This window comes from Ralstonia sp. NFACC01 (assembly GCF_900115545.1).
Classification (GTDB): Bacteria; Pseudomonadota; Gammaproteobacteria; order Burkholderiales; family Burkholderiaceae; genus Ralstonia; species Ralstonia mojiangensis.
This window is the reverse complement of sequence record NZ_FOWV01000011.1, coordinates 1-22,218: the sequence shown is the minus strand read 5'-3', so window position 1 is coordinate 22,218 and position 22,218 is coordinate 1. Positions and strand designations below refer to the sequence as shown.

General features: G+C 63.8%; 22 protein-coding genes and 1 pseudogene. 19 read left to right on the top strand and 4 right to left on the bottom strand.

The features are described 5' to 3' along the window. Nucleotides 1-13: 13 nt before the first annotated feature. The 3 genes from BM136_RS22495 (at nt 14) to BM136_RS22485 (ending at nt 3,197) form a co-directional block, all read left to right on the top strand. Nucleotides 14-847, top strand: a complete 834-nt coding sequence (locus BM136_RS22495) for a shikimate dehydrogenase family protein (RefSeq protein ID WP_092975947.1) — start codon at nt 14-16, stop codon at nt 845-847. A 4-nt stretch (nt 848-851) separates the two neighbouring features. After that, on the top strand, nt 852-2,042 hold the full coding sequence (locus tag BM136_RS22490) for an MFS transporter (RefSeq protein ID WP_092975944.1): 1,191 nt from the start codon (nt 852-854) through the stop codon (nt 2,040-2,042). Nucleotides 2,043-2,123: 81 nt separating this feature from the next. Beyond that, nucleotides 2,124-3,197: a 4-hydroxyphenylpyruvate dioxygenase family protein gene (locus tag BM136_RS22485; RefSeq protein ID WP_092975941.1), complete on the top strand. Its 1,074-nt coding sequence runs from the start codon at nt 2,124-2,126 to the stop codon at nt 3,195-3,197. 77 nt (nt 3,198-3,274) lie between these two features. Here the strand turns inward: BM136_RS22485 and ggt are convergent, their stop codons facing one another. Together ggt and BM136_RS22475 are read right to left on the bottom strand one after the other, a co-directional pair. Beyond that, a complete protein-coding gene (gene ggt / locus BM136_RS22480) occupies nt 3,275-5,005 on the bottom strand; it encodes a gamma-glutamyltransferase (RefSeq protein ID WP_175537197.1) in 1,731 nt (576 codons plus the stop codon). Nucleotides 5,006-5,149: 144 nt separating this feature from the next. Beyond that, a complete protein-coding gene (locus BM136_RS22475; RefSeq protein WP_092975935.1) occupies nt 5,150-5,626 on the bottom strand; it encodes an Lrp/AsnC family transcriptional regulator in 477 nt (158 codons plus the stop codon). A 110-nt stretch (nt 5,627-5,736) separates the two neighbouring features. Here BM136_RS22475 and BM136_RS22470 point away from each other — a divergent pair, with 110 nt between their 5' ends. Then, nucleotides 5,737-6,915, top strand: coding sequence for a cystathionine beta-lyase (locus tag BM136_RS22470; protein WP_092976131.1), 1,179 nt, complete (start codon nt 5,737-5,739; stop codon nt 6,913-6,915). 11 nt (nt 6,916-6,926) lie between these two features. Here BM136_RS22470 and BM136_RS22465 read toward each other — a convergent pair whose 3' ends face one another. Next, a complete protein-coding gene (locus BM136_RS22465) occupies nt 6,927-7,373 on the bottom strand; it encodes a winged helix-turn-helix transcriptional regulator (RefSeq protein ID WP_368073451.1) in 447 nt (148 codons plus the stop codon). A gap of 138 nt (nt 7,374-7,511) precedes the next feature. Between BM136_RS22465 and BM136_RS22460 the strand changes: the two genes are divergently transcribed. From BM136_RS22460 to BM136_RS22425, 8 genes are all read left to right on the top strand, one after another. Next, nucleotides 7,512-8,414 carry a DMT family transporter gene (locus BM136_RS22460; RefSeq protein WP_092976128.1) on the top strand — a complete coding sequence of 301 codons (903 nt, stop codon included), beginning with the start codon at nt 7,512-7,514 and terminating at the stop codon, nt 8,412-8,414. 156 nt (nt 8,415-8,570) lie between these two features. Continuing rightward, a complete protein-coding gene (locus BM136_RS22455) occupies nt 8,571-8,840 on the top strand; it encodes an H-NS family nucleoid-associated regulatory protein (RefSeq protein WP_045203842.1) in 270 nt (89 codons plus the stop codon). 119 nt (nt 8,841-8,959) lie between these two features. Beyond that, the gene (locus BM136_RS22450; protein WP_092976125.1) at nt 8,960-9,490 is read left to right on the top strand and encodes a DNA-binding protein; all 531 of its coding nucleotides are present in this window, start codon (nt 8,960-8,962) and stop codon (nt 9,488-9,490) included. A gap of 226 nt (nt 9,491-9,716) precedes the next feature. After that, nucleotides 9,717-9,983 (top strand): BufA1 family periplasmic bufferin-type metallophore, encoded by a 267-nt coding sequence (locus BM136_RS22445; RefSeq protein WP_024978729.1) that lies wholly within the window; start codon nt 9,717-9,719, stop codon nt 9,981-9,983. Between the two features lie 22 nt (nt 9,984-10,005). Next, on the top strand, nt 10,006-10,875 hold the full coding sequence (locus BM136_RS22440; protein WP_092976122.1) for an MNIO family bufferin maturase: 870 nt from the start codon (nt 10,006-10,008) through the stop codon (nt 10,873-10,875). Continuing rightward, nucleotides 10,862-11,620 (top strand): HvfC/BufC N-terminal domain-containing protein, encoded by a 759-nt coding sequence (locus tag BM136_RS22435; RefSeq protein WP_092975929.1) that lies wholly within the window; start codon nt 10,862-10,864, stop codon nt 11,618-11,620. The genes BM136_RS22440 and BM136_RS22435 overlap by 14 nt, the downstream gene beginning before the upstream one ends. Continuing rightward, nucleotides 11,617-12,087 carry a DoxX family protein gene (locus tag BM136_RS22430; protein ID WP_027679013.1) on the top strand — a complete coding sequence of 157 codons (471 nt, stop codon included), beginning with the start codon at nt 11,617-11,619 and terminating at the stop codon, nt 12,085-12,087. Before BM136_RS22435 ends, BM136_RS22430 begins: the two co-directional genes overlap by 4 nt. A gap of 61 nt (nt 12,088-12,148) precedes the next feature. Continuing rightward, nucleotides 12,149-12,565: a BON domain-containing protein gene (locus BM136_RS22425; protein WP_027679014.1), complete on the top strand. Its 417-nt coding sequence runs from the start codon at nt 12,149-12,151 to the stop codon at nt 12,563-12,565. Nucleotides 12,566-12,578: 13 nt separating this feature from the next. On the opposite strand, the gene BM136_RS22420 is transcribed toward BM136_RS22425, so the two are convergent. Then, the gene (locus BM136_RS22420; RefSeq protein ID WP_092975926.1) at nt 12,579-13,001 is read right to left on the bottom strand and encodes a hypothetical protein; all 423 of its coding nucleotides are present in this window, start codon (nt 12,999-13,001) and stop codon (nt 12,579-12,581) included. Nucleotides 13,002-13,101: 100 nt separating this feature from the next. Between BM136_RS22420 and BM136_RS22415 the strand changes: the two genes are divergently transcribed. The 7 genes and pseudogenes from BM136_RS22415 to BM136_RS22385 form a co-directional block, all read left to right on the top strand. Next, a complete protein-coding gene (locus BM136_RS22415) occupies nt 13,102-13,503 on the top strand; it encodes a MerR family transcriptional regulator (RefSeq protein ID WP_092975923.1) in 402 nt (133 codons plus the stop codon). Between the two features lie 268 nt (nt 13,504-13,771). After that, complete coding sequence (locus BM136_RS22410) at nt 13,772-15,025, top strand: TolC family protein (RefSeq protein ID WP_092975920.1); 1,254 nt, start codon at nt 13,772-13,774, stop codon at nt 15,023-15,025. 4 nt (nt 15,026-15,029) lie between these two features. Next, nucleotides 15,030-16,178: an efflux RND transporter periplasmic adaptor subunit gene (locus BM136_RS22405; RefSeq protein ID WP_092975917.1), complete on the top strand. Its 1,149-nt coding sequence runs from the start codon at nt 15,030-15,032 to the stop codon at nt 16,176-16,178. 2 nt (nt 16,179-16,180) lie between these two features. After that, nucleotides 16,181-19,276, top strand: a complete 3,096-nt coding sequence (locus BM136_RS22400; RefSeq protein ID WP_092975914.1) for an efflux RND transporter permease subunit — start codon at nt 16,181-16,183, stop codon at nt 19,274-19,276. Between the two features lie 90 nt (nt 19,277-19,366). Next, nucleotides 19,367-19,843 carry an Hpt domain-containing protein gene (locus tag BM136_RS22395; protein ID WP_092975911.1) on the top strand — a complete coding sequence of 159 codons (477 nt, stop codon included), beginning with the start codon at nt 19,367-19,369 and terminating at the stop codon, nt 19,841-19,843. A 290-nt stretch (nt 19,844-20,133) separates the two neighbouring features. Beyond that, on the top strand, nt 20,134-21,789 hold the full coding sequence (locus tag BM136_RS22390; RefSeq protein WP_092975908.1) for an OFA family MFS transporter: 1,656 nt from the start codon (nt 20,134-20,136) through the stop codon (nt 21,787-21,789). A gap of 28 nt (nt 21,790-21,817) precedes the next feature. Then, nucleotides 21,818-22,218 (top strand): annotated as a pseudogene (locus BM136_RS22385) (CbbBc protein); the annotation flags it as partial.

Here is a 22,218-nt window from a genome sequence, read left to right as displayed (position 1 = left end):
GCACGCCTGAACCATGATTTCTGGAAAAACTACCCTCATCGCCCACATCGGCTACCCGACGGAGACGTTCAAGTCGCCGATGATCTACAACCCCTGGTTCGAGCAAAAAGGCATCGACGCCGTTGTGGTGCCCATGGGGGTCAAGGCAGAGGATTACGCGCAAAGCTTCCAGTCGATCTGCCGCTTCACCAACCTGCGTGGCGCGCTGATCACGATGCCGCACAAGGTCACCACGGTGAATCTGGTCGATGAGGTCACGCCGGCCGTGCGCATCGCGGGGGCTTGCAACGCGGTGCTCAAGCGCGATGACGGCACGTTGCTGGGCGACCAGTTCGATGGTGCAGGCTTCGTGCGCGGCGTGCTTCGCAAGGGGCGCCAACTGGAAGGGGCGCGTGTGCTGCTTTCAGGGGCCGGCGGTGTCGGCTCAGCGATTGCCGCGTCGCTGGCCGCTGCGGGTGTGGGCGAACTTGCTTTGTATGACACCCGCGCAGAATCGGCGGAATCGCTGGGCCGACGTCTGCGCGAGCATTACCCCGCGCTGGTGGTGCGCACCGGTTCGAATGATCCGGACGGCTTCGATGTGGTGGTCAACGCCACGCCGGTGGGCATGAAAGAAGACGATCCGCTGCCCTTCGACGTGGCACGCATCGCGCCGAGCTGCTTTGTTGGCGAGGTGGTGATGAAATCCGAGTACACGCCGTTGCTGCGCGCGGCGCTCGACAAGGGCTGCGATGTCCAGGTCGGCACCGACATGCTGTTCGAGATGATTCCCGCGTACCTGGAGTTCTTCGGTTTCGGCACCGCCACCGCAGATGAGTTGCGGCGCAGCGCAGCCATTGCATACTGAGCTGATGACGCGTCGCCCTTTGAGCTTTGCCCTGCTGCTGCCGCTATTGCTGTCGGCACAGCCGGTTGCGACCGACAGTTATCTCCCCGCCCTTCCCGCCATTGCCCAGACGCTGGGCTCGGCCAGCACGAGCCTCACGGTCTTCGCGCTGGCCTTTGGCATTGGACAACTGCCGATGGGCAGCCTTGCCGATCGTTTTGGCCGTCGTCAGGTGCTGCTGATCGGGCTCGCGTGCTATGCCGTGGCTGCACTGGCCGGCGCGCTGGCGGTAACCGCTTCCATGTTGACCGCTGCACGCGCCCTGCAGGGGTTCTCGATGGCCGCCATCCTGGTGTGCGCACGCGCAGCCGTACGTGATCTGCACCCGGCACGCGATGGTCCGCACGTCATGGCGCGTGGCCTCACGGGGCTGGGTTTCGTTGCGTTGGTGGCACCGATTCTGGGTGCCTTTGTCGCGCAACACGCGGGTTGGCGCTGGGTGCTGGCGGGCATGAGCTTCTATGCAATCGTTCTATGGGTGATGTGCTGGCACGGCTTTGCCGAAACCCGGCAAGAGACACAGAGCCAGGCAGGCAGCGTGCGCGAGATCTTCGCCAGCGCGGATTTTCGCGTCTGGGGGTTGCTGGCAGCCACGACCTACGCCGGCATCTTCTGCTTCCTGCTGCTTTCGCCGATGGTCTATATCGCCTATCTCGGCCTGTCTCCCGAGCTTTATGGCTGGATACCGGCCGGCGGATCGCTCGTCTATATCCTCAGTACAACGGGCTGCCGGCGCCTGCTGCGCCGGCAGAGCCTCGTGCGGACGGTGCAGCAAGGCGCAACGCTCAGCCTGCTCGGCGCGGGCATCCAGGGCTTGGGCTGCTGGCTGCTTCCCGGGCAAGCGTGGCCGCTGCTGCTCGGACACGGCATCTATTGCATGGGCCACGGCATTCATCAGCCTTGCGGCCAGGCAGGTGCGGTGGGCGAGCTGCCGCATCTTGCGGGGCGCGCGGTGTCATGGTCAGGCTTCATCATGATGCTGGCGGCCTTCTGCCTGGGGCAGACCGCGGCCGCCTTTGACGATACATCGCACAGCCTTGGCGCCTGGCCCATGGTGGTGCCGATGATGCTTGCCGGCGCCGTGTTGGCGTCCATCGCTTTCCTTTGGCTACCGAAGCTGCAGAGCCAGCCGGATCCACAAAGGGCTGCCGCATAGCGACTGTGGGATGCGCATTGCCACCCGCGTGGTACACAATGCGGTGTCTGCATTCTTAGCTTCAGCCACAGGAGTCTCACCATGAGCCGCAACGCCGACCTGCCATTCAAGACCGCCGGCTTGGAGTTCATCGAGTTCGCCACGCAAGCGCCGGCTGCGCTTGGCCAGGTGTTTGCATCGCTCGGCTTCAAGGCCATCGCGCGGCACGTAAGCAAGGACGTCACGCTGTATCGGCAAGGCGACATGAACTTCCTCGTCAACGCCGAAGCCGATTCCTTCGCGCACCGCTGGGCTGAGGAATATGGCGTGGGTATCTGCGCCATCGGCATCCGTGTTGACGACGCCCAGCACGCCTACGACCGCGCCGTCGAACTGGGTGCATGGCCGGCCGAGGCCGAGCCCATCGGGCCGAGCGAGCTGGTGATCCCCGCCATCCAGGGCGTGGGCGATACGCACCTGCATTTTGTCGATCGCTGGCGCGGCAAGCACGGTGCCAGGGGCGGCCTGGGCGACATCTCCATCTACGACATCGACTTTCGCCCGCTGGACGCAGAGACCGCGCATGAGGACTGGCACCACGCTGGCGTTGGGCTGGCACGCGTCGACCACCTGACGCAGACCGTCGGCGCGGGCCGCCTGCAGGATTGGATCGACTTCTACCGCAACCAGCTCGGCTTCAGCGAAATCCACGAATTGCATGCCAACTGGCACGTCGCGGCGGATTCCCGCGTGATGGTGTCGTCGTGCGGCATGATCCGTATCCCGCTCTATGAAGAAGGCACGCACCGCGCGCACCTCATGCACGCCTACCTGCCCGACCACCCCGGCGAAGGCGTGCAACACATTGCGCTGGCCACCGACGACATCTTGCGCACAGCCGCCGCGCTGGCCGCCAACGGCCTCACCTTTGTCGAGCCCCCGGCGCACTACTACGACACCGTCGACGCACGCCTGCCCGGTCACGGATTGGACCTGGCAGCCTTGCGCCGATACGGCATTCTGGTCGACGGCGAGATCGTCGACGGCGTGCCCAAACTGTTCCTGCAAACGTTCATCAAGCGCCATCCTGGCGAGATCTTCTTCGAGATCGTGCAGCGGCGCGGGCACCACGGCTTTGGCGAAGGCAATCTGCCGGTGTTGACTGCGGCGGCCTGAGCCGGAAAACGTCGCCAAGAAAAAAGCCCGCCGAAACTTGGTGGGCTTTTTTCGTACTGCGGGTGGTGCAATGCCGATCAATAACCGGCTGCCAGCCCCGTGTTGCGACGCGGGTCATTCGCGCCATAGAAGCGGTTGTTGCCGACCGGCTTGCCACCCAGCGACGGTGCGCCGACGATGATCGCAGCCAAGTGGTTGGCCGGCTGCGGCGCCCCCAGGTTGTGGCCCATCGACGTCAGGAGCTTGCGCGTATCTTCCGACAGCGCGTACGGCTCCACGTTGGTCACGTCCGGCAGCCATTGCTGGTGGAAGCGCGGCATGTCGACGGCTTCCTGCACGTTCATGCCGTAGTCGATCGCGTTGATCATGGTCAGCATGACGGCCGTGATGATGCGGCTGCCGCCCGGCGTGCCTACCACCATGACAGGCTTGCCATCCTTGGTAACGATGGTCGGGCTCATCGACGACAGCGGACGCTTGCCCGGGGCAATCGAGTTGGCCTCGCCCTGCACCAAGCCGTACAGGTTCGGCACGCCGACCTTGGCCGTGAAGTCGTCCATCTCGTCGTTCAGGATCACGCCCGTCTTGGCGGCCGTGACTTTCGCACCAAACCAGTCGTTGAGCGTGTACGTGACCGACACCGCATTGCCGTACTTGTCGGCAATCGAGTAGTGCGTCGTGTTGCTGCCTTCATGCGGCTCGACGCCCGGCTTGATGTCCTTCGACACGCCCGCCTTCTTCGGGTCGATCACGGCACGGATCTTGGCCGCGTAGTCCTTGCTCAGCAGGCGGTCCAGCGGGTTCTTCACGAAGTCCGGGTCGCCCAGGTAGCTGTTGCGGTCTACATAGGCGTGGCGCATGGCTTCGATCTGGTAGTGCGTGGCCTGCGCGGAATGCCAGCCCAGGTCCTTGAGCGGATAGCCTTCCAGGATGTTCAGCATTTCGCAGATGATCACGCCGCCCGAACTCGGGGGCGGTGCCGACACCACGTGATAACCGCGGTAGTCGCACTCGACCGGCGCCAGTTCGCGCGTCTTGTAGCTGACGAGGTCCTCTTGCGTGATCAGGCCACCGCCCGCCTTGCTCGACGCAGCAATGGCCTGCCCGACCCAGCCCTTGTAGAAACCGTCGGTGCCCTTGTTGCTGATCTCGCGCAGCGTCTTGGCCAGATCGCGCTGGACAAGCTTCTCGCCCACCTGGAACGGCTGGCCCTTGTTCAGGAAGATCGCGCCCGATGCGGCGTCTTCCTGGAAGTCCTTGGTGGACGTATGCAGCATGTCGACGTCGCCCTGATCGAGGACGAAGCCCTTGTCGGCGAGCGTGATGGCCGGCGCGATCAGTGCTGCGCGTTGCATGGTGCCGTACTTCTGGCGCGCATACTCCATGCCGGACACGGTGCCCGGCACACCCACGGCCAAGTGCCCCTTGGTGGACGCACCCTTGATGACGTTGCCGTCCTTGTCCAGATACATGTTGGCGGTGGCGGCCTTCGGCGCGACTTCACGGAAGTCGAGGAAGGTCTTGCGGCCATCGGCCAGTTGGATTGTCATGAAACCACCGCCGCCCAGGTTGCCGGCTGCCGGATAGACCACGGCCAGCGCGTAACCCACGGCCACTGCGGCGTCCACCGCATTGCCGCCGCGCTTCAGCACTTCCACACCGACCTTGCTGGCCAGATGCTGTGCCGCAACGACCATGCCGTTTTCTGCGGCCACGGGTGCGACGGATGCCGCGTGTACGACGGTCGTGATGCTGATCGATGCGATTGCGGCGGCGATCCACCGCATGCCTGTTCTTGGATTCTGCATAGGAGCTCCTTTGGTACCTTCAAGGACGCCGGTCGTGCCAGCGTACGTGTTATGGCGCGCGAACCTTATCAGGCCAAGCGCTGGGGCACTATAGCCTCATCCCCGTATTGACGCATTGTGCGGGCGGTGGAACGGCGTGCACCGCTAGCCCAGCGGCACCTCGAGCCCGACCTTCACGCGGTTGAGCACCACGGCCGTGCGGTACCACCGGATGTTGTCGTTGTCGTCGAACAGGCGACGCCCAAGGGCTTCGTACTCCGTCATCGTGGCCACGTTCAGGATGAGGACGAAATCAGCCTCGCCCGTCACGTAGTAGCACTGCTGCACCTCAGGGCCGGAGAGTGCCTTCTTGAGCGCGGCCATCGCCGCGGTATTGGTGCGCTCGGCATGCACTTCAACGATCACGGTGATGGGTTTGGCCACCCGCTCGGGGTCCACCACCGCCACGTTGCCGACAATAACGCCCGCTTCCTCCATCCGCTTGATGCGCCGCTGCACCGCGGCCGTCGATAGATTGACCTGCTCCCCGATCACGCGCAGCGGCGTGGTGTAGCACCGCTGCACGGCATTGAGAATGGCGATGTCGAATGCGTCGAGTTCGAGCGATTTCTGTGGGGCCATAACGGACGGGGAGCGAGAAATTTTTGCGTCTGGCTGGGCAGAATAGCTGAAATTGCTCTGCTGACGTGACATAGGATTTCACGGTCCACATGTTCACAGAGGGCCATCCCATGCATTGGCAATCCCAGCTCGTCAACCCCGAAACGCTCGCCCCTGGCGGTTTCCGGTCATTGGTCACCCCGGTCTACCGTGGTTCAACTGTGTTGTTCGACAACGCCGCGCAGGTCGTGGACGACTGGCGCCATGCGCAACACGGCTACACCTACGGCCTCTACGGCACACCGACGGCCATTGAACTCGGCGCGCGGATTGCGCAACTGGAACGCGCACGCCACAGCTTTATCGTCCCGGGCGGGCAGGCTGCCATCGCGCTCGTCTACCTGGCCTGCTGCGGCGCGGGCAGCCACGCGCTGGTGCCGTTCAGCGCGTATGGACCCAACCGCAGCATGGCCGCCGGCTTGCTCAAACGGATGGGCATCGAAGTCGAAACTTATGACCCGCTCATCGGCGCGGGCATCGGCGGCCTCATCCGCTCAAACACCGCGCTTGTTTGGACCGAAAGCCCTGGCTCGGTCACGATGGAAGTGCAGGACGTGCCGGCAATCGTGGCAGCGGCGCACGCGCGCGGCGTGCCGGTGGCGCTCGATAACACGTACACGGCCGGCGTGTATTTCGATGCCTTTGCGCACGGCGTCGACATCAGCATGCAGGCGCTGACGAAGTACGTGGGCGGGCACAGCGACCTGTTGCTCGGCTCGGTCTCGGTCAATTCCGAAGCGATGTTCGAGCGCGTGGGCAGCGCGTTTGCCGACCTTGGCATGGGCGCCTCGCCAGACGATTGCAGTCTGGCCCTGCGTGGCCTGCAAACGCTGGGGCTGCGGCTGGAGCGCCTGCAAGCCTCCACGCTGGCGGTGGCGCGCTGGCTTCATCTGCAGGATTGCGTTGCCACCGTGCTCCATCCGGCGCTGCCGTCATGCCCCGGCCACGAACTCTGGAAGCGCGACTTTACCGGCGCAACCAGCGTGTTTTCGGTGGTATTCCAGGAAAGCGTCTCGGCCGAGCAGGTCAACGCGTTCATCGATGCGCTGCGCATGTTCCGGATCGGCATGAGCTGGGGCGGCACGAGCAGCCTGGTGATGCCATATCCTGATCTGGCGCGGCCGAATCGCCACTACCGCGGCCGTCTGGTGCGGCTCAATGTCGGGCTGGAAGCGCCAGAAGACCTGATTGCCGATCTGCGGCAAGCCATGGCGCATGCAGCCATCCAGGAGCCCGCTGTTGTCGCATAACCGCCAGCACGTCAGTCAGCCGGTGCAAACGGCGGCGCACGCCGCTTGACCGGCTGCGTCTTGACGATGGCTGTGTTGGTCTCGGCGTGATACGCCACGCGATCGAGAATCTGGTCGAGCTGATCGATCGAGCGCACATACAGCCGGGCGATGAAACAGTCCTCGCCCGTGACCTTGTCGCATTCGCCGATCTCGGGAATCTCTTCGATCAGCTTCTGCACGATATGCAGCTTGCCCGGCATGGGCCGCACGCGCACGATGGCCTGCAGCGTGTAGCCCAGCGCCGCCGGGTCAATGTCGACGGTGTAATGCCGGATCACGCCGCGCTCCTCCAGCCGCCGCAGGCGCTCCGACACGCTGGGGGATGACAACCCCACCTGCTCGGCGAGTTGCTTGAGCGAGATGCGGGAATCGGTCAGCAGGACATCAAGGATGCGTTGATCCAGGGCGTCAATCATGTTCATTGCATTCCGCCTCCAATTCGGTTATTTCGCCTTACTTCATAAAAAAGAACACCGATTTTGCCTTAGAAAAGCAATGGAAGTCAGCCAATCTGCGTGCGATCCTTGTTGCATTCAACGCTCAAGGTGGTTCGCATGAACGATAAGACGCGCGGCACGGTTGAGATGACCGCCGCCATGGTCATCTCCGGGACGATCGGCTGGTTCGTCGTCCGCTCCGGCCAGCCCGTGGCAGACGTTGTGTTCTGGCGCTGCGTGTTCGGCGCGCTGACGCTGCTGGGAGTGTGCGCCGGCCTGGGGCTGCTGCGCGGCGCCATCACGTGGCGGCGTGCGGCCATTGCCGCACTGGGCGGCGTGGCAATCGTCATCAATTGGCTGCTGCTGTTCGCGGCGTATCCGCGCGCATCCATCTCGATTGCCACGGCGGTCTACAACACGCAGCCCTTCATGCTGGTCGGGCTGGGCGCGCTGTTTCTGTCAGAAAAGCTCACGGCGGCCAAGCTCACTTGGCTGGCCATCGCCTTTATCGGCGTCGTCCTGATTGTTCAGGTGGGGCCTGCGGCCAGCGTGGGCACCGATTACCTGACGGGCATTGCGATGGCGCTGGGCGCGGCGTTTGCCTATGCGGTGGCCGCGCTCCTGATCAAGAAGCTGGCCGGTACGCCGCCGCATCTGATTGCCCTCATCCAGGTGTGCGTGGGCGTGCTGATGCTGGCGCCGCTGGCCAATCTGCGGCATCTGCCGGCTGATGCGCACACCTGGGGGATGCTGATCACGCTGGGCGTGGTGCATACGGGGTTGATGTACATCCTGCTGTATGGCGCCATCCAGCGGCTGCCGACGCATCTGACCGGATCGTTGTCATTCATCTATCCGATTGTTGCCATCGTGGTGGATATCGTTGCGTTCGGGCATCGGCTGCAACTGGCGCAGTTTTTGGGCGCGGGGGCGATCCTGCTGGCGGCGGCGGGCATGAACCTGGGGTGGTCGCCGTATCGGTGGTTGCGGGCACAGAGCGATTCGCCAGCGGCCAAATAAGGCACTACACGCAATAGGCCTCCACATTTGCCACACGAATGAGCAGCCCAACTGCTGTTATTCTTGTGCGTTTTCCGCTGGCGCCCGGCGCGCCCTGCGCCTGCCTCTCTCTCCCTTTGGCAGCCAGCGGACAGAAACCCCAAACATACGTACAAGATGAAGGAAGGTCACCCGCCGGAGCCGGGTCGCGAAACCGCGATCGCCTGGATCCTGGAACAAATGCAAACCTACGACCTGTCTGTCGAAGATTTGCAGGCGCATGGCTGCTTTGACGCGCCACCGCCGCCGCCCGCACCATCCGCCCCCATCGGCCCGGTCTACATGAGCGCCGACGGCCAGCACTGGGACGGCATGGGCGACATGCCCGACTGGCTGAAGCGCGCCGTCAACGCAGGACAGAGCATCGAGCATTTCCGCGTGGGCTGAACGCAAGCGATGCAGGTACGCCGGTTGCGTGGTTGTGTGCAAGCGCTGCCGGTTTGTTGATCTGTGGGCTGATGCCCAGCATGACCGGCCGGCGCTCCAACTCAACGGAGGACGTCATCATGCCGGAACGCAAAACCGTAGAACGTGCGCGCGCCGACAAGCGCCACGGCAAAGCCGCCTCGACCCAGGCGGGCAACTTCGTGAAGGAAGAGATGGATCACATCCGCGAAGGCAGGCACGGTGCGAAAAACACCAAGCAGGCCATTGCGATTGGTCTATCGAAGGCACGCCATTCTGGCGTTGCCGTCAAGCCGCCGGGGGAAGGCAAGGCGTCGGCCGCCACGCGCAAGAAGGCGGAACATGACGTCAAGGCCGGCAGCAAGGCAAGTAACAAGACCGGCAGCCACGCCAGTGCCAGCAAGGAATCCACGGCCAAGCGCAGCAAAACCACCACGCGCACGCTGAAGAAGGAAGGCCATTCGGCGGCTTCCAAGTCGTCGCTGTCCAAGCAGGCGCATAGCGCGGCCTCCAAGCGTTCGAGCAGTGAGCGCTCGGCGGCGGCCAAGAAGGGCGCTGCCACCAAGGGCGCAGCCGGCCGATCCGCCGCCGCCAAGAAGGCGGCGCGCACGCGCGCGGCGCACGCCAGGTAAATCTTTCCTGTTCAGCCTGAAGGCGGCCCATTGGGGTCGCCTTTTTTTATTGGCGGTTTGCTTCAAAAAAAAAAATCGAAAAATTTCTGTTCTCCGTGTCAGGAACGCCCACGTGCGCCGACGAAGGTGCACGGAACACATCTGCGCGATGCCGCAGTGCACCGTACGGCGAGGGATTTGGCCCTGTCCGCCGTTCAACGACACCTGCCACTCAAGGAGAACACAAATGAAACAACACGCCATGATCGCCGCCGCTCTGGGTAGCCTGCTTGCGCTGGGCGCTCTGTCGACACCGGTGCAGGCCGCTGATGCCGCCGGCAAGGAAAAGTGCTACGGCGTCGCCAAGGCCGGCCAGAACGATTGCGCCAGCCCGGGCAGCGCCCACGCCTGCGCTGGCCAATCGAAGATGGACAAGGACCCAATGTCGTGGAAGTACGTGCCGGCCGGCACCTGCGCGCAGATGGGCGGCACGATGCAGGCCCCGTCCAAGTAACGCGCGACGCCGGGTGACCGCCATGCAGACCGCTCTGCCAACCTGCGCCGGCGCAGGCCTGCGCGCACCGCACTTTCCCGTCGTGTTGCACGGGGAAGCCCGCTTCCCCTGGGTGGAAGTGCACAGCGAGAACTATCTGTATGGCGGCCCCGCCCGCGCAGCGCTGCTGGCCGCGCGAGAGCGCCAGCCGGTGAGCCTGCACGGCGTGGGCATGGGGCTGGGCAATGCGGATGGACTGGACGTCGAGCACGTACGCGCCATCGCCATGCTGGCCGATGCGGTGGCGCCAGCCGCCATTTCCGAGCACCTGTGCTTCAACCGCAGTGGCGCGCAGGTCGTCAACGACCTGCTGCCGCTGCCCTATTCCCGCGAATCGCTCGACATCGTGTGCGCCAACGTCATGCGCGCACAGGACATCCTCAAGCGTCCGCTGCTGATCGAGAACATTGCCGCGTACATCGACTGCCGCACGCTGGTCGATGCCGACGACGCCGTCTCCGAAGGTGCATTCCTGACCGCTCTCGCCAGGCGTACGGGCTGCGGCATCTTGCTGGACCTGAACAACCTGTACGTGAACAGCGTCAACCACGGCGTGACCGTTGAATCGGTACTGGCCGATATCGACCCTGCGCTGGTCGGCGAGATTCACCTGGCGGGCTTCAGCGTAGAAGACGGCATGCTGATCGACACGCACAGCGCGCCCGTCCACGCGCCCGTCTGGGCACTGTACGACGCATGGATCGCCAAGCATGGTGCACGCCCGACACTGATCGAATGGGATGCCGAACTGCCGCCCGTGCAGGTGTTGCTGGACGAAGCGGCACGCGCCCAAGCGACGCTCGATCGCCACGCCAACGCACCCATGCAGGAGCCACGCCATGCGACTGCCTGATTGGGAAACGCACCTCATCGGCGCACTGACCAACCCTGCAAGCCACGAAAATGCGCGCGGCATTGCCATTTACCGCAATGCGCGTCTGGCCATTCTGCGCACTGCACTGGCGGGGGCCTACCCCGTCTGCCGCGCGCTCGTCGGCGAGGACTGCTTTGATGCACTCGTGCGCGACACGCTTGCCGTGCAGGCGTCCACATCACCGAACCTGCATCGCTACGGAAATGCGCTGCCGGACGTCATTGCGCAATCGCCCTTGGCGCACAGCGTGCCCTATCTGGCCGATGTCGCGCGCCTGGAATGGTGCGTGCACTGGGCGCATTACGCCCCGGACGCGCACGTTGAAGCGGCGGACGCCACGCTGCTCGCACAGCCGGCAGACACCATCCGCGCCGGGCTGATCGAGGGGGCGCAGTGGGTGGCGTCGCAGTGGCCCGTGGTGTCGATCTGGCGCGCCCACCAGCCCGGCGAAACCATCGCGCTCAATGCAATCGACCTGGGCGTGGGCGAAGCCGCAGCGATTGCCGTGCGCGGGCATCGCGTTGCCGTGCTCGATCTCGATCCCCCAAGCGCTACGTTCCTCGCCGCTTGCAAAGCGGAGACCTCGCTTCAGGCCGCGCTCGAAACCACGTTGGCCGAGCGGCCGGATTTTGATCTGACTGCATGCCTGTCCGGCCTCTATCGCTCGGGGCTGCTCGCACTGTCTGCCTGCTCAACAACCTCGTCTACTGGAGACACGCCATGAACACCCTGACTACGACTTTTGCCCCGCTTACGCGCCTGCGCGCGTCGTTCGATCGGCTTGCCGGTCCGCAAAGCACGCTGTGTTCGGTCATCCTATTGATCGCCCGGGCGTATCTCTTTTACGTGTTCTTCCGCTCCGGCCTGACCAAGCTGCACGACTGGGACACCACGGTGCTGCTCTTCACCGAGGAATACAAAGTGCCGCTGTTGCCGCCCGCACTGGCAGCAGCGCTCGGCACGTTCGGCGAACTGGTTTTCCCTTCTCTGATGCTGGCCGGCATCGTGCCGCGGCTGGCGGCTGCCGGGCTGTTCTTCGTCAACGTGGTGGCGGCGGTGTCGTACTGGGCCAATCTGTCGGCATCGGCCATCGAATTTCATTTTGTGTGGGGCGTGCTGATTGCGCTCGTGGCAACGGTGGGACCGGGTTGGCTGGCGGCGCAGACGCTCTGGCAGCGCCGCACGCGTTAAGCAGATTGGGTGGGCGGCGGGCTTATGATGTTGGCTTGTCGCCCTCTCTTCAGGAGCATCGATGCGCTTCCCTCAGTTGTCCGTCGCAGCCTCGGTCGGTGTGTTGGCCGCAATTGGCGCCGCAGCATTGCTTACGGCTTGCGCGTGGGGCGATAGCCCGAACAGCGCCGGCGCGCACATGCTCGACGATTCGCTGCTCTCGTACCAGGTCAAGGCGGCGCTGGATCAGGACACCGCGCTCAGCACACGCCAGATCCGCATCCGCTCCACCCCTGATGGCAAGGTCACGCTGACCGGCTGGGTCGATACTCCCGAAATGGCCCGGCGCGCCGGCGACGACGTCAAACGCTTTGTTGACTCGGCCAAGCTCGACAATCAGTTGCGCGTGCTGTCGCGCATGCAGGTGCTCGGCGGCGGCCCGTACATCCCGGCCGGCTTGCCGCCCGAGGCACCGGCCAGCGCCCCGGCCGCGCGCTAAACCACGCAAGCGGTTACGCCGCCCGCGCGCCTGCTCGCCCGGGCACGCGACCCACCGGCAGCGATTGCAGCAGCCCAAAGCCAATCTCCGCGATCAGGAAGGGCACCACCAGCAGCGTTGCGCCCAATGCCAGCGCGTATGCCTGCCACGCCGCAAATAGGCCGCGCGCCACAGCGTCGTACCGGCCGAGCGCCACACTCGCCTGTCGGATACGCAGTACCGACCACACGCACACTACCGATCCCATCAGATTGGCCATCAGCAGATGCGTCGGCTCAAATGCCGGTAAGCTGCCGATGCCCAGCGCGTGCGCCAATGCGCTCAGCGCTTGATGCAACAGCGCAAACGTCCATGGCGTGGCAAACGGTGCGGTCACGATCAGGTCATACCAGGCACTGGCTCGCACAATACGCAGGAAGGTCGATTCGGAAACCATGGTGAAACTCCAAAAGGGAAGTGAAGGAGTCGCCACGCTAAAGCTTGGTGTACGCTCCAAGGTCAAGCCCCCTCGACCGCATCCCCCCGTCCAAACCACCATGCCTGCTGCTCTCCCCGCTCCCATTTCCAATGCGCATACCGGCGACCTGTCCATCGGCGACCTGGCCGCGGCCACAGGCGTCTCGCGGGATGGCCTGCGCTTTTACGAGGCACGTGGACTGATCCGTGCGCGACGCCGGAGCAACGGTTACCGCGCCTATCCGCCCGAAATCGTGGAACTGGTGCAATACGTCCGCACGGCCCAGCAGCTAGGTTTCACACTGGCGGAAATTAAAGAAGGCATGGCCCACGTGTGGCAGCAACCTGACACCGATGCCGCCGTCACTGCGTTGCTGCGCGAGAAACTCGCCACGATCGATGCCCGCATCGCAAGCCTCCAAGCCATGCGCAATGCACTTGCGACCCGCGTCGGCATGGCATGCCCGCTTGCACCGGCCTGAGACGATCGTCATGTCCTGTCATATAACTGTCGCAGACTGCCGCCGCAGGGCGCGTTTTTGCGCGTTTTCTAACGCCCTGACGGCTGGCTGAGTCGTGAAAGGCGCTTGAAAGTTCGCGTCGGTAAAAACGCTCCCGTCTCAAGGGGAGTCTGCTGCAGTGAAACATCGGGGTGCGTTCCATTCACGGGCGAGGGCCGTGCTATGCGCGGTGGCCTGCCTGCCATTTGCCGCTGCCTGGGCAGCCACGTCGGCACCGGCTGCGGCTAGCATGCCCGTCGCCACCATGCCGCCGATCAAGCCTTCCGTGCCGGGCGTGACGGGCGCCGGCTTCAACCTGGTCGAACTGTTGCAGGAGTTGAAAGGCAACAACCCGCAACTGATCCAGGCGCGCCATAACTATCTGTCGGCCAAATCGATACCACCGCAGCTTGCGTCGCCCAACAACCCGCAGCTCGGCTACATCTGGAACAGCATTCCCAAGGGATTCCCGCTGGCGGTCAACCGCGCAGGCGGCAGCCAGTACAACCTGACGCAGCAGATTCCGTTTCCGGGCAAGAAAGCGTTGGCCGCCGAGATTGCCGATCGCCAGGCGGAATCGCTGAACGCGCAAAACGACGCGCTGTACCTGCAGCTCTACGCGCAGCTTTCCACCACGTACTACCAGGCGATCGCGCTGCAGAAACAAATCGACGTACAGAAGCTGACCATCACGCGCCTCGAGCAGGTCAAGCAGATCACGCGTGTGCGGTACGCCAACAACGCCGCCGCCTACGCCGACTTCCTCAACGCGCAGGTCATGCAAAGCAGCGCGCAGAATGACCTGTTTGCCGCGCAACGCCAGTACGACACCACGCTGCAGACCCTCAACACGCTCATCGGCAAGGAGCCGAGCTTCCCGCTTGTGCTGCGCGCTGACGACGAGTCCGTGCACCTGCCGGAGGAACCGCTGCCCGAGCTGGAAAACCAGGCGCTGCGCGAGCACCCGTCGATCAAGGCATCGGCCGAGCTGATGGACGCGGCGCGCAAGAGCGTGACGCTGGCGCGCAAGGCTTACCTGCCCGACTTCCAGGTCATCGCCACCGTCACCACGGACAACCCGCCGTATGGCGTGCGCCCCAACAGCTACCAGATCGAGCTGGACGTGATCATCCCGTTCTGGTTTCTGACCAAGGAGAAGTACGGCGTGAACCAGGCGGTGGAAAGCCAGATTGCCACCGAGGCGAATGATGTGTCGGTGCGCCAGCAGACGTTACTGGCCGTCGATACCGCCTACAACACGTTGCGCCAGACCCTTGCGCAGCTCGATTTCAACAAGCAGCGGCAACTGCCCCAGGCGCTGGCGGCCTATCGCGTGACGATGACCAACTACGCCAGCAACAACGCCGATTTCAACGACCTGCTCACCGCCCAGGGCGCGCTTAAGAACGCCGAACTGTCGGTCGCCCAGGCACAGGCCACGGCCTTGCAGGCCTATCACGCGCTGCTCGCGGCCACGGGTCGCTCGCCGGTTCAAGCTCAATAACATCATGAAGAAGTTCTCTCCCGTTGTTGCAGTCCTCGCCTTGGCCGCAGCTCTGGCTGTTGGTGTGGTGGTCGGACGCAAATGGCCCGCCGCCGCGCCCGCCGAGACCGCAAAACCCGCTGCCACCGCTGCATCCGCTCCTGCGGCCACGGCGCGCGCGAAGCCGGATTCCGTGGAAATTCCGGCCGGCGGCTTCGACCCGCAGCAGGTGAAGGTTGCGCAGGTCAGTCAGCTTTCAGTGCCGGTGGAGCTGTCCACGCCCGGCAAGCTCGCCTATAACGCCGAGCGCACCAAGCTGGCATCGGCGCGCGTGGCTGGGCGGCTGGACCAGATTCTCCTGTTCGAAGGTGCGCTGGTGCGCGAGGGGCAGCCGATTGCGCAGCTCTACTCGCCAGACTTCATCTCGGCACAGAAGGAATATCTGCTGGCGCTGAATACCGCCCGCCAGCTCAAGGGTTCCAACATGAAGGATCTGCAGGACGATGCAGACGCCACCGTACAGTCCGCGGCAGGCCGCCTGCACGTGCTGGGCATGTCCGATGCCGATGTCGCGCAGATCGCCAAGCGCGGTACCCCCGCTGAACACCTGACACTGCGCGCGCCCATCTCAGGCACGATCGTCAAGCGCAACATGGACCCAGGCGCCTTCCTGAACGTGGGCGACTCGTTCATGAGCATCGTCGATACGCGTGTGCTGTGGTTCACGGGCAATGTGTATGAGAACGACATTGCCAGCGTGCGCATCGGCCAGCCGATCTCGCTGCATACGTCGGCGTATCCGGACCGCGAGTTCACTGGCCGCGTGAGCTTTATCGCCCCGAACATCGACCCGGCCACGCACACCCTGACGGTGCGCTGCGACGTGCCCAACACCGATGGCCTGCTGCGCCCCGAGATGTACGCCACAGCGCGCATCCAGACCGGCAGCGGCCAGGCCACGGTGGTGCCGAAGGCCGCCCTGGTGAAAGACCACGGCAGCTACTTCGTGATTGTTCAGAGCGATGCCACGCACTTCAAGCGCGTGGAAGTGCACGGCAAAGACACCGGCACCGACGGCAACTTTGCCGTGACGGCCGGACTTGAGGCTTCGTCGCAGGTGGTCGTGCGCGGCGCCGCGCTGCTCAACGAGATGATCGTCAAGGCGGGGGCGTAGGCATGGGCTTCAACCCCATCGCGGGCATCCTCAAGCGGCGGCTGCTGATTGTCTTCCTGGCGATCGCGCTGCTGGTGGCGGGCGTGCTGTCGTTCCGAGAGTTGCCGCTGCAGGCGTATCCGGGCGTGGCGCCGCTGTCGGTGCAGGCCATCACGCAATGGCCGGGCCGCAGCACGACCGAAGTCGAACAGCAGATCACCATCCCGATTGAAAATGCGCTGGCCGGCGTGCCGGATGTGCAGTCGTTCCGCTCGGTATCGCTGTTCGGGCTGTCGGTGGTGACGCTCAAGTTCAAGGAAGGCACCGACAGCTTCAAGGCGCGGCAGAACTTCTCGCAATATGTGGCGGCAGCCAATCTGCCGACTGGCGTGCAGCCGTCGCTGAGTCCGGACTCCGACGCCACAGGTGAGATCATGCGTTTTCGCCTGGTGGGCAACGGCGTAGACCTCACCACGCTCAAGAGCTATCAGGACTACGACATCACCAAAGAGCTGAAGCACGTGCAGGGCGTGGCGGATGTCAGCTCCTTCGGCGGCAAGGTGAAGGAGTATCACATCGTGCCGTCGCCGGCGAAGCTGCAGTCGTACGGCATCACGCTGTCACAGCTCATCGCGGCCATCAGCAACGCGAACAACAACACCGGCGGCAACCTGCTGCGCGACGGCGAGCAGCAGTTCGTCGTGCGCGGCGTGGGCCTGCTGCAGACGGTAGATGACATCCGCAACGTGGTGGTAGCCGCCAACAACGGCGTGCCAGTGCGCGTGCGCGATATTGCCGAAGTGGAAGTCGGCAACGTGCAGCGTCTGGGCCAGGTGCAATACAACGATCAGCCCGACGTGGTGGAAGGCATCGTGCTGCTCAAGCGCGACGCCAACGCCAGCGAGGTGCTGGCCAAGGTGCGCGAGAAGGTAGCGGAGCTAAACAACGGCATCCTGCCCAAGAGCATTCAGATCAAGCCGTTCTACGACCGCCAGGTGCTGCTCGACATCACCATGGGCACGGTCGAACACACGCTGGTGGTGGGGATTTCGCTGGTGCTCGCCGTGCTGTTCGTCTTCCTGGGCAACTTCCGGGCGGCGGCTGTGGTGGCGGCAGTGATTCCGCTGGCGCTGTGCGTGTCATTCATCAGCATGGAGCACTTCCATGTGCCGGCCAACCTGATCTCGCTTGGGGCGATCGACTTTGGGGTGATTGTCGATGCCGCCGTCATCGTGATGGAAAACATCATGCGGCATCTGGAAGAAGGCGCCGAGAAGCTCGACGATGCCATCGTCAAGGCCACCAGCGAAGTGCAGCGCGCGATGATCTTCTCCACGGGCATCATCATCGTGGCGTATTCGCCGCTGTTCTTCATCGGTGGCGTGGAAGGCATCATCTTCAAGCCGATGGCGTTCACGATGGGCTTTGCCTTGATGGCGTCGATCGTGCTGAGCCTGACCTTCGTGCCGGCCACCACGTCGTTCGTGTTCGGCAAGACGCTGCATCCGCATTCGCCGGCGTTTATCACGGCGATTCTCCGTTGGTACAAGCCGTTGCTGCGCAAGCTCATTGCGCGCCCGATGGCCGTCTTTGCCACGGCCATCACGGCGCTCGTTCTGACGTTGTATAGCGCCACGTTCCTCGGTACCGAGTTCCTCCCCACGCTGGAGGAAAACAACCTGTGGCTGCGCATTACGTTGCCCAACACGGTCGACCTGGACTACTCATCGTCAGTGGCCAACGACCTGCGCGCGTACTTCGTCAAACAGCCGGAGATCAATCAGGTTTCGGTGCAGATCGGCCGCCCCGATGACGGCACCGATTCCACCGGCGTGTTCAACCAGGAATACGGCCTGTACTTCGCGCCACCTGACCAATGGCCCGCCGGCATGACGAAGGCGAAACTGGTCGAGCGTCTGTCCAAGCGCCTGGAGAAGATTCCGGGCATCGAATACAACTTCTCGCAATACATCCAGGACAACGTGGATGAAGCGCTCTCGGGCGTGAAGGGCGAGAACTCGGTCAAGCTGTTCGGCAATGACCTGAATGTGCTCGAAGCCAAGGCCAATGAAATCCAGGCGCAGCTCAAGAAGGTCTCGGGCCTGGTGGACGTGGGCATCTTCCGCGAGCTGGGTCAACCGACGCTGAATGTTTCGATCGACCGCCAGGCGGCTGCGCGCTTCAACATCAACGTGAGCGATGTGCAGAACCTGGTGCAGTACGCCATTGGCGGGGCGCCTGTCACGCAAATCCTGGAGGGCGAGAAATCGTTCGGCCTGGCGGTGCGGCTGAACCAGCAGGCACGTGCGTCGTACGACGCCATCCGCGAACTGCTGATCGATACGCCCGACGGCCAGCACGTTCCGCTGTCGATGATCGCCAAGGTGGAAATGACCGACGGCCCGTTCTTCATCTACCGCGAACTGGGCAAACGCTACATCGCCATCAAGTTCGGCGTGCGCGGCCGTGACCTGGGCAGCGCGGTGGACGAAGCACAGCGCACGGTGGGCGACAACGTGCAGTTGCCCGAGGGCTACACCGTCAAGTGGGATGGCCAGTTCAACGAGATGAAGGTCGCCCAGAGCAAGCTGATGGTGATCGTGCCGTTGACCATCCTTGTGATCTTCCTGCTGCTCTACAGCACGTTCGGCAATTTCAAGGATGCGCTGATGGTGGTGCTGAATGTGCCGTTTGCCGCCATCGGCGGGCTGCTGGCGCTGCATATCGCGCACGAAACGCTGTCGATTTCGGCGGGGATCGGCTTCCTGTCGTTGTTCGGCATCGCCATCCAGGACGGGGTGATTCTGATCTCGTACGTCAATCGGCTGGCGCAATCCGAAAACGTGCGGGAAGCCACCGTCGACGGCGCCGCACTGCGCCTGCGCCCTGTGATCATGACGGCCATGCTGGCGGGCCTGGGCTTGTTGCCGGCGGCGCTGTCGCACAGCATCGGCTCGGAAGCGCAGCGCCCGCTGGCGCTGGTCATCGTGGGCGGCATGGTCACCACGACGATTCTTACGCTGCTGGTGCTGCCGGTGGTCTTCACGTGGGCGCACCGTCATCGCCGGCCGCCCTCGCGTGATGCGGACGTCAATCCGACAGCGGCCATGCTGCCTTAAGCCGCGTGCGTTGAAAGCGCAACGGGCGCATCGCTTTGCCAGCGGTGCGCCCGTTTTCATTTGGGCTCACACCAGAATCGGACCAATCTCATGGTGACGCGTAGCCAAGGCGAGCAGAGTGCGCCTCTGGTTCTCATCGCACGCATCGCCACCATGCTCCCCACGTCCAACGTCCCCCCCAGCGTCGCCGCCCAGTTTCCGCCGCAGGTCGTCGCCACACTCATCGAGCTGTTTGGCAATGATCTGCAGCAATGGCGTTTTATCGTCGATCTATTTTGCGAGACGGCAGAACAGGATCTCGCCAACCTGGAGAATGCCGTCCACGGCGGCGAAGATACGCAGATCGTTGAAGCGGCGCATCGCATCGTCGGTTCCGCACGCATGCTGGGGCATCAGCCGATTGGCGATGCTGCCCGCCGCATCGAGCGCGCTGCGCAGAGCATTGGGCCATATCCGCAGCGGGCGGAGGAAATGCAATCCGCCCTCACCTGCCTGCGCGCGTTGGCCGATGAATTCCGCCAGCAAGCAATCGCCTGCCCGTGGCCAAACGCAGCGGTTAGGAGCTGACGGCGCACCACACTCCGGCGGTCATTGGTTGAACAGCAACGCCACCTTTCCACCCGGGAATTTATGTTTTCAGACACATAAATTAAGCAATTAGGCTGTACGTTGCGTAATCCGCAATACAACGGGTGATTACAACTATTGATCTAGAACACGCTGCCCCACTATCTTTCGCGGGCAACGTCGGCGCACTCCAACTGCAGTCGACTGGCACGCACCGGCCATGACCGGCGCGGCCGCAACGTTTCACAACATACGTCACAACACGGGCTCAACTTATCCGGGGGGATTCGATGTCCGAAGCAGTCCTGCATCCATTTTTTTCGCGCGAGCGCACCGTCGCCGCGGTTGGTTTCAACCGCTGGCTGGTTCCGCCTGCCGCACTGGCCATCCATCTGTGCATTGGCATGGCCTACGGTTTCTCCGTCTTCTGGCTGCCGCTTGGCCGCGCGTTGGGCATCACCAAGCCGCTCACCTGCGGCGCCGATGTCTCGCTGATCGCCGAGCTCTTCACCACCACCTGCGACTGGCGCGTCTCCAGCCTTGGCTGGATGTTTACGCTGTTTTTCGTGTTCCTGGGCGCATCCGCTGCGATGTGGGGCGGCTGGCTTGAGCGGGTTGGCCCGCGCAAGGCTGGCGTCGTGTCGGCCGTGTGCTGGTGCGGCGGCTTGCTGATTTCCGCGCTTGGCATCCAGATGCACCAACTGTGGCTGCTCTGGGTGGGCTCGGGCGTGATCGGCGGCATCGGCCTGGGGCTGGGCTACATCTCACCCGTGTCGACGCTGATCAAGTGGTTTCCGGACAAGCGCGGCATGGCGACCGGCATGGCCATCATGGGCTTCGGCGGCGGCGCGATGATCGGCGCCCCGCTGGCTGACCGCCTGATGAAGCTGTTTGCCACGCCCGAATCGGTTGGCGTGTCGCAAACGTTTATTGTGCTGGCCGGCATCTACTTCGTGTTCATGATGGCCGGTGCGCTGGGTTACCGCGTGCCGCCCACGGGCTGGAAACCGGCCGGCTGGACACCCTCGCCCACCAAGGCGAAAGACACGATGGTCACGCAACGCCACGTGCACGCAAACGAAGCGCTGAAGACGCCGCAGTTCTGGCTGATCTGGGCCGTGCTGTGCCTGAACGTGTCGGCCGGTATTGGTGTGCTGGGCATGGCTTCGCCGCTGCTGCAGGAAGTGTTTGGCGGCAAGCTGCTGGGCGTGACGACGTCGTTCATGGACCTGACCGCCACGCAGAAGGGCCAGATCGCGGCCATCGCTGCGGGCTTCACGGGTCTGCTGAGCCTGTTCAACATCGGCGGGCGTTTCTTCTGGGCATCGCTGTCGGATCGCCTGGGCCGCAAGATGACGTACGCCGTCTTCTTCGTGCTCGGCTTCGTACTGTACGCATCGATTCCGTGGACCTCGCACACGGGCAATATCGCGCTGTTCGCACTGGCCTTCTGCGTGATCCTGTCGATGTACGGCGGTGGTTTTGCTACCGTGCCGGCGTATCTGGCTGACATGTTCGGCACGCAAATGGTGGGTGCCATCCACGGCCGCCTGCTCACGGCATGGTCGACGGCCGGCATTCTGGGCCCGGTGCTGGTCAACTACCTGCGCGAATACCAGATCGCCCATGGCGTGGAACGCGCAGCCGTGTACGACATCACGATGATGATCCTGGCCGGCCTGCTGATCCTCGGCTTCATCTGCAACCTGCTGGTGCGCCCGGTCAACGCAAAGCACTTCATGACCGAGGCGCAACTCGAGGAGCAACGTCACGCAGCGGCAACCAAGAGCCCGACGCCGTCGGTGATCGCGCCGGAAACGTCGCTGGAATGGAAGGCGCATCCGGGCTCAGCCGTGGCCGTGGTGCTGGCTTGGGCCGCCGTGGGCCTGCCGTTGGGCTGGGGGGTTTGGATTACACTCCAAAAAGCTGCCGTTCTGTTCTCCTGACACGTGATTTAACGCCGCCCCGCCACCCATGAAGCACCAGAAGATCGAGTTCTACCGTCACCCGGCCGGTGGCTGGGGCGCGCTTAAAAGCGTTGCGCATCAATTGCTGTCGCAGGGCATCGCGGCCAAGGGCGCCAAGACGATGCTGTCGGCCAACCAGCCCGACGGCTTCGACTGCCCCGGCTGCGCCTGGCCTGATCGCGACCACGCCTCCACCTTCGAGTTCTGCGAGAACGGCGTCAAAGCCGTAGCTGCAGAAGCGACGTCGCGCCGCACCACGCCGGAGTTCTTCGCACAGCACACCGTGAGGGAGTTGGCCGACTGGTCCGACTACGCACTCGAAGACCAGGGGCGCCTCACGCACCCGATGGTGTACGACGCGGCCAGCGACAAGTACGTACCGATCGAATGGGATGCCGCCTTCGCGCT

Coding starts and splice junctions, on each gene's coding strand:
- BM136_RS22440 (WP_092976122.1), top strand. CDS start 10,006: ATGCAGACCGCTCTGCCAACCTGCGCCGGCGCAGGCCTGCGCGCACCG.
- BM136_RS22390 (WP_092975908.1), top strand. CDS start 20,134: ATGTCCGAAGCAGTCCTGCATCCATTTTTTTCGCGCGAGCGCACCGTC.
- BM136_RS22395 (WP_092975911.1), top strand. CDS start 19,367: ATGGTGACGCGTAGCCAAGGCGAGCAGAGTGCGCCTCTGGTTCTCATC.
- BM136_RS22470 (WP_092976131.1), top strand. CDS start 5,737: ATGCATTGGCAATCCCAGCTCGTCAACCCCGAAACGCTCGCCCCTGGC.
- BM136_RS22430 (WP_027679013.1), top strand. CDS start 11,617: ATGAACACCCTGACTACGACTTTTGCCCCGCTTACGCGCCTGCGCGCG.
- BM136_RS22425 (WP_027679014.1), top strand. CDS start 12,149: ATGCGCTTCCCTCAGTTGTCCGTCGCAGCCTCGGTCGGTGTGTTGGCC.
- BM136_RS22475 (WP_092975935.1), bottom strand. CDS start 5,626: ATGGCCCCACAGAAATCGCTCGAACTCGACGCATTCGACATCGCCATT.
- BM136_RS22420 (WP_092975926.1), bottom strand. CDS start 13,001: ATGGTTTCCGAATCGACCTTCCTGCGTATTGTGCGAGCCAGTGCCTGG.
- BM136_RS22415 (WP_092975923.1), top strand. CDS start 13,102: ATGCCTGCTGCTCTCCCCGCTCCCATTTCCAATGCGCATACCGGCGAC.
- ggt (WP_175537197.1), bottom strand. CDS start 5,005: ATGCAGAATCCAAGAACAGGCATGCGGTGGATCGCCGCCGCAATCGCA.
- BM136_RS22435 (WP_092975929.1), top strand. CDS start 10,862: ATGCGACTGCCTGATTGGGAAACGCACCTCATCGGCGCACTGACCAAC.
- BM136_RS22400 (WP_092975914.1), top strand. CDS start 16,181: ATGGGCTTCAACCCCATCGCGGGCATCCTCAAGCGGCGGCTGCTGATT.
- BM136_RS22465 (WP_368073451.1), bottom strand. CDS start 7,373: ATGATTGACGCCCTGGATCAACGCATCCTTGATGTCCTGCTGACCGAT.
- BM136_RS22455 (WP_045203842.1), top strand. CDS start 8,571: ATGAAGGAAGGTCACCCGCCGGAGCCGGGTCGCGAAACCGCGATCGCC.
- BM136_RS22450 (WP_092976125.1), top strand. CDS start 8,960: ATGCCGGAACGCAAAACCGTAGAACGTGCGCGCGCCGACAAGCGCCAC.
- BM136_RS22490 (WP_092975944.1), top strand. CDS start 852: ATGACGCGTCGCCCTTTGAGCTTTGCCCTGCTGCTGCCGCTATTGCTG.
- BM136_RS22460 (WP_092976128.1), top strand. CDS start 7,512: ATGAACGATAAGACGCGCGGCACGGTTGAGATGACCGCCGCCATGGTC.
- BM136_RS22495 (WP_092975947.1), top strand. CDS start 14: ATGATTTCTGGAAAAACTACCCTCATCGCCCACATCGGCTACCCGACG.
- BM136_RS22405 (WP_092975917.1), top strand. CDS start 15,030: ATGAAGAAGTTCTCTCCCGTTGTTGCAGTCCTCGCCTTGGCCGCAGCT.
- BM136_RS22445 (WP_024978729.1), top strand. CDS start 9,717: ATGAAACAACACGCCATGATCGCCGCCGCTCTGGGTAGCCTGCTTGCG.
- BM136_RS22485 (WP_092975941.1), top strand. CDS start 2,124: ATGAGCCGCAACGCCGACCTGCCATTCAAGACCGCCGGCTTGGAGTTC.
- BM136_RS22410 (WP_092975920.1), top strand. CDS start 13,772: ATGCCCGTCGCCACCATGCCGCCGATCAAGCCTTCCGTGCCGGGCGTG.